Raw genomic sequence first — 4,534 nt, 5'->3', positions numbered from 1 at the left:
CCATCGCGGACAGCGTTCCAGGCGATGGCGGACACGTTGCGCGGGTGTCCTGAGTGACGCTCAAATCGTAGCCGAAGTGTCCGCCATCAGCGTGGAATGGCGGTCGGCGCGGCCGGCTCAGACGGCCTTGGTGAGCTTGCGCATCGACTCGCCCTTGAGGGCTATCTTGTGCGAGCCGTGCACGATGCGGTCCAGGATGGCGTCGGCCAGCGTGGGCTCGTCCAGCCAGGCGTGCCAGGCCGTCACCGGCAACTGGCTGGTGATGAGCGTCGAGCGCGTGCCCACCCGGTCGTCCAGCAATTCCAGCAGGTCGTTTCGCTCGTGCGCGGCAATCGGCGCGATGCCGAAGTCGTCCAGGATGAGCAGGTCCAGCCGCGCCAGTTGCGCCAGCCGTTTGCCCAGGCTGCCATCGCCGTGGGCCACGTGCAGCTCCTGCAGCAGCCGTGGCGCGCGGGTGTAGAGCACCGAGAAGCCCAGGCGCGCGGCCTGCTGCCCCAGTGCGCAGGCGAGCCACGTCTTGCCGCACCCGGTGGCGCCGGTGAGCAGCACGTTGTGGCCATGGCGCAGCCAGTCCCCGCCGGCCAGGCTGGTGATGACCTCTCGGCTCAGGCCCCGGCTGGCGCGCCAGTCGATGTCCTCCAGGCAGGCACTGGAGACCTTCAGGCGGGCCGCCTTCAACAGGCGCTCCAGGCGCTTGCTGTCACGCCAGTCCACCTCGCGCTGCACCAGCAGCGCCAGGCGTTGTTCAAAGGGCAGCTCGCTGGCCGTGATGTGGGTGGCCGCGTCGCTGAGGGCGGCCACCATGCCGTCCAGGCGCAGGGCGCGCAGTTGGTTCAAGGTCTGTTCGTTGAGCATGGTTCTTCCTTGTTAGGTTTGCTTGCACGTTGGAGTTCAGTGGTAGTAGCCCGGCCCGCGCACGTTCTCGTGCAGCGGCAGGCTCGCCTGTGCGGCCATCGGCGCATCCAGCGGCCGCTGGTCCAGGCCGCAGCCCAGGATGGAGGCGATGCTCTTGTAGGACGGTGAGCGAATCGACTGCGCCCGCGCACAGGCGGCCTCCAGCCGGTCAGCCCCGTACTCACGGCCCAGGCGCATGAGGCCCAGACAGGAGCGGTAACCCTGCTCGGGATGCTGGCGGTGCTCCATCTGCCAGCGCACCACGGCGGCGGTGGCCGCGCCCACGCGCTCACCCCAGGCGATGAGCTTGGCCGGCGTCCACTGCAGGTGCGCCCGGTGCGAGGCCGGCATGTGCTCGGGCGTGGTGGTGTGTGCACCCCGTCGGGGATTGAGGGCGTGGGCGGCCACGCGTTTGCTGCCGTGCAGGACTTCGAGCGTGCCGGCCGTGATGCGCAACTCCACCGGCTCACCCACCAGGGCGTGGGGCACCGAGTAGTAGTGGCCATCGAGCTCAACGTGGTAATCGATGTTGACGCGGGCGGGTTTGAAGCGCGCGATGGGCATGCGCACCGGCGGCAGGGGGCGCAGGGCTGGCCGGTCGAGTTCGGCGAAGGCGCTAGTGCGGTTGCCCGGCAGCTTCTTGAACGCGCGCTGGTTCAAGTCCACCAGCAAGGCGGCAATCGCCCGGTTGAGCTCGGCCAGGCTGAAGAAGGTCTGGTGGCGCAGCCTGGCCAGAATCCAGCGCTCGACCACCTGCACAGCGACCTCCACCTTGGGTTTGTCGCGTGGCTTGGCCGGGCGCGCGGGCATCACGGCCAGGCTGTAGTGCGCACAGAGCTCTTCGAGCAGGCGGTGCGCGGTGGGCTCGTAACGGTCGGGTCGGGCCATGAGGGCGCGCGGCTGGTCAGGCACCAGCAGGCGGGGCACGCCGCCGATGAACTCCAGCGCGCTAATGATGCTGGCCACCCAGTCGGTGGCCTTCTGGCTGGCGGTGGCGCAGGCGTAGGTGTAGTTCGATGCGCCCAGCACGGCCACGAAGACCTGGGCCTGGCGTATCTCGCCAGTGTCAGCATCCACCACGGGAACGGTCTGGCCGGCGTAGTCCACAAAGAGCTTGTCACCGCCCGTGTGGGTCTGGCGCATGGAGCGCTGCAGGCGCCGGGCCCAGGCCTTGTACTTCTCGCAGAAGGCGCTGTACTTGTACGCCTGCCCGCTGTGCTGTTGCTGGTATTCCTCCCAAAGCAACTGCAGCGTCACGCCAGGTCGGCGCAGTTCGCGGTGGATGTGGGCGTGGTCGGGTTCAAGGTGCCGGGACTCGCGCGCCACGGGTGGCTTGTAGAGCCGGGCCTGGAGTTCGTCGTCGTTCAGGCTCTGGGCCAGTGCCCAGTCCACGCCGGCCACGCGCGCGTAGCTGGCTATCTCGCTGACAGTGGATTTGGAGATGCCGAGNAGCGGCACCGATTTGACGGGTGCTCAAGGCCCCGCGGTGCAGCAGTTGCAGTGTGTGTCGTAGTTTGCTCATGGTGACCCTGGGTGTGGGCATCGCTGGTTCCGGTCAAAAAACCGGGCAGCGTATGCCGCGTTCGGGTCACTCGGAACACCCCGCAGGTGTCCGCCATCAGTTTGGAATGCTGTCCGCCTTCAGCGTGGAACGGTGTCCGCCATCACGCTGGAACACTGTCCGCCATCAGCATGGAATCGTGTCCGCCATCGCGTGGAATACGCATGGCGCACCAGCACGGCTTGCAGAGCGTCTTTGAGAGGGGCGGTAGGGTCTGCGGTGGCGCGGCCCGTGGCGATGGCGTAGCGGAATGTCTGGCCCGCGTACTGGCGCAGCGAATGGGCGGTTTCCCGTTTTCCCTGCTTCTCCACGCGGCGCAGGGTGTCCAAGATCAGCGGGGGCGTGATGCTGTCCAGGGGCAGGGGGCCGATGTAGGGGAACAGGTTCGCTTCGGACATGCGCAGCCACTTGCCAGCATAGGCGGCGCTCCACTCACGTTCCTTCAGGCCGTGCAGCTCGCGGGCAATCGCTTCATAGGTGTTTGCGCTACTGACGCGGGCTGTCGCCTTGGCCACCTTGCGTTGCTGCACAGGGTCTGCGCCTGTGGAAAGCAGCTTGCGGGCGTCATCGCGTGCGAAGCGGGCCTGCTTCAGCGTGACTTCGGGATAGTTGCCAAGCGCAAGGCGCTTTTCCTTGCCGACGGAACGGTACTTCCAAAACCAGCGCTTGGAACCGTTGGGGTGACTTCCAGGTACAGGCCACCAGCATCGGCAAAGCGGGCGCGCGGCTTATCAGGAGGGCAAGTGGTTGATTTACAAGCGATTTCTGTCAGCATGGGGGAACAGATTCAGAGCAAAGGCAATGAATTTGCCTCGTTCCCCCAGATTGTTCCCCCGCAGTCCGTGCGCTGTAAAGATTGCCTATGACTGCTTGTGACGGCTTAAATCAGCCTAAGGATGCCCTGAATAACTCGAATGCGTAAGTGCTACAAGGTCACCGGTTTCAGATAGTGCGATGGATGGCGTTTAGCCTGGGTCTTCGCACCACTTTCCACGCCCTTGCGGGCCATCTGCACCGCCTTTGCGGCCATTTGCCTGATTTCAGGGGCACTCATCCCTGCGCCTCCAGCAATTGATGGCGCACCATCCAAAGATTGGACAGCGCAAACAGCGTCTTGAGCTGCAACGTGTTCTTCTTCAATCCCCGGTAGCGCACCTTGGTGTATCCAAACTGTCGTTTGATCACCCTGAAGGGATGCTCCACCTTGGCACGGATGCTCGCCTTGATCTTCTCCACTTGGTCTATCAGCGCGTCAACGGGGTTGTTCTCTTTGTCCAGCGCTCTGCGTTTGCCTGGGCGCATCGCGATGTGCCACCGCACTGCCTCCTTGGCATCCGGGCGCTTGTCGATACCTTGGTAGCCCGCATCACCAAACCCGTCTGTCTCCTGCCCGTGCAGCAAGCTGTTGCCCTCTACAACGTCGGCCACGTTACCCGAGGTGCCTATGACGGTATGCACGAGTCCCGAGTCCGCATCCACGCCGATATGGGCCTTCATGCCAAAGTGCCATTCGTTGCCCTTTTGGCTCGAATGCATCTCTGGATCGCGCTTTCTGTCCTTGTTCTTGGTAGAGCTAGGCGCTGCGATCAGTGTGGCATCGACCGCAGTGCCTGCCTTGAGCAGCAAGCCCTGGGCTGCCAGAAGCTCGTTGACAGTGGCCAGAATCTGCTCGGCCAGCTTGTGTTTCTCCAGCCGATGACGAAACCTCAGGATGGTGCTCTCGTCAGGCACCCTCCCATGGGCATCAAGACTTGCAAACTCCCGGTAGATCGGGGTGTCAAAGAAGGCCTCTTCCATCGCCAGATCTGACAGGGTGAACCACTGCTGCATGCAGTGGATGCGCAGCATGGTCTCCAGGGCAAAGGGTGGGCGGCCGTTCTTGCCTTCGGGGTAATAGGGCGCAATGAGTTCGACCAGAGCAGCCCAGGGAACCACCAAATCCATCTGGATCAGCAGTTCTTGCTTGCGGGTCTTTTTGGTGCTCAGGTTCAGGTCAAGGCTGCTTTGCTTCATGGGCGGGGAGGATGCCATGACTTCCTGGCTTCTAGCAGACTGCGTTCGGGGTTTTGCAGGATTTCC

General features: G+C 64.1%; 5 protein-coding genes and 1 pseudogene. All 6 read right to left on the bottom strand.

Annotated elements, in window-relative coordinates:
* Nucleotides 1-117: 117 nt before the first annotated feature.
* A complete protein-coding gene (gene istB, locus BV908_RS21780; protein WP_011805003.1) occupies nucleotides 118-855 on the bottom strand; it encodes an IS21-like element helper ATPase IstB in 738 nt (245 codons plus the stop codon).
* Nucleotides 856-891: 36 nt separating this feature from the next.
* Nucleotides 892-2,437, bottom strand: a pseudogene (istA, locus tag BV908_RS21775) (IS21 family transposase).
* Nucleotides 2,438-2,535: 98 nt separating this feature from the next.
* Nucleotides 2,536-2,985 carry a hypothetical protein gene (locus BV908_RS21770; protein ID WP_103739192.1) on the bottom strand — a complete coding sequence of 150 codons (450 nt, stop codon included), beginning with the start codon at nucleotides 2,983-2,985 and terminating at the stop codon, nucleotides 2,536-2,538.
* Between the two features lie 59 nt (nucleotides 2,986-3,044).
* Nucleotides 3,045-3,230 (bottom strand): Arm DNA-binding domain-containing protein, encoded by a 186-nt coding sequence (locus BV908_RS22885; RefSeq protein WP_246867576.1) that lies wholly within the window; start codon nucleotides 3,228-3,230, stop codon nucleotides 3,045-3,047.
* Between the two features lie 150 nt (nucleotides 3,231-3,380).
* Complete coding sequence (locus BV908_RS22940) at nucleotides 3,381-3,509, bottom strand: hypothetical protein (protein ID WP_255352815.1); 129 nt, start codon at nucleotides 3,507-3,509, stop codon at nucleotides 3,381-3,383.
* Nucleotides 3,506-4,468 carry an IS5 family transposase gene (locus BV908_RS21765; protein ID WP_103737652.1) on the bottom strand — a complete coding sequence of 321 codons (963 nt, stop codon included), beginning with the start codon at nucleotides 4,466-4,468 and terminating at the stop codon, nucleotides 3,506-3,508. The genes BV908_RS22940 and BV908_RS21765 overlap by 4 nt, the downstream gene beginning before the upstream one ends.
* Nucleotides 4,469-4,534 lie beyond the last annotated feature (66 nt).

Source organism: Diaphorobacter sp. LR2014-1 (genome assembly GCF_002916785.1).
In the GTDB taxonomy this organism is placed as follows: domain Bacteria; phylum Pseudomonadota; class Gammaproteobacteria; order Burkholderiales; family Burkholderiaceae_C; genus Diaphorobacter; species Diaphorobacter nitroreducens.
This window is presented reverse-complemented; position numbering and strand designations above follow the sequence as displayed.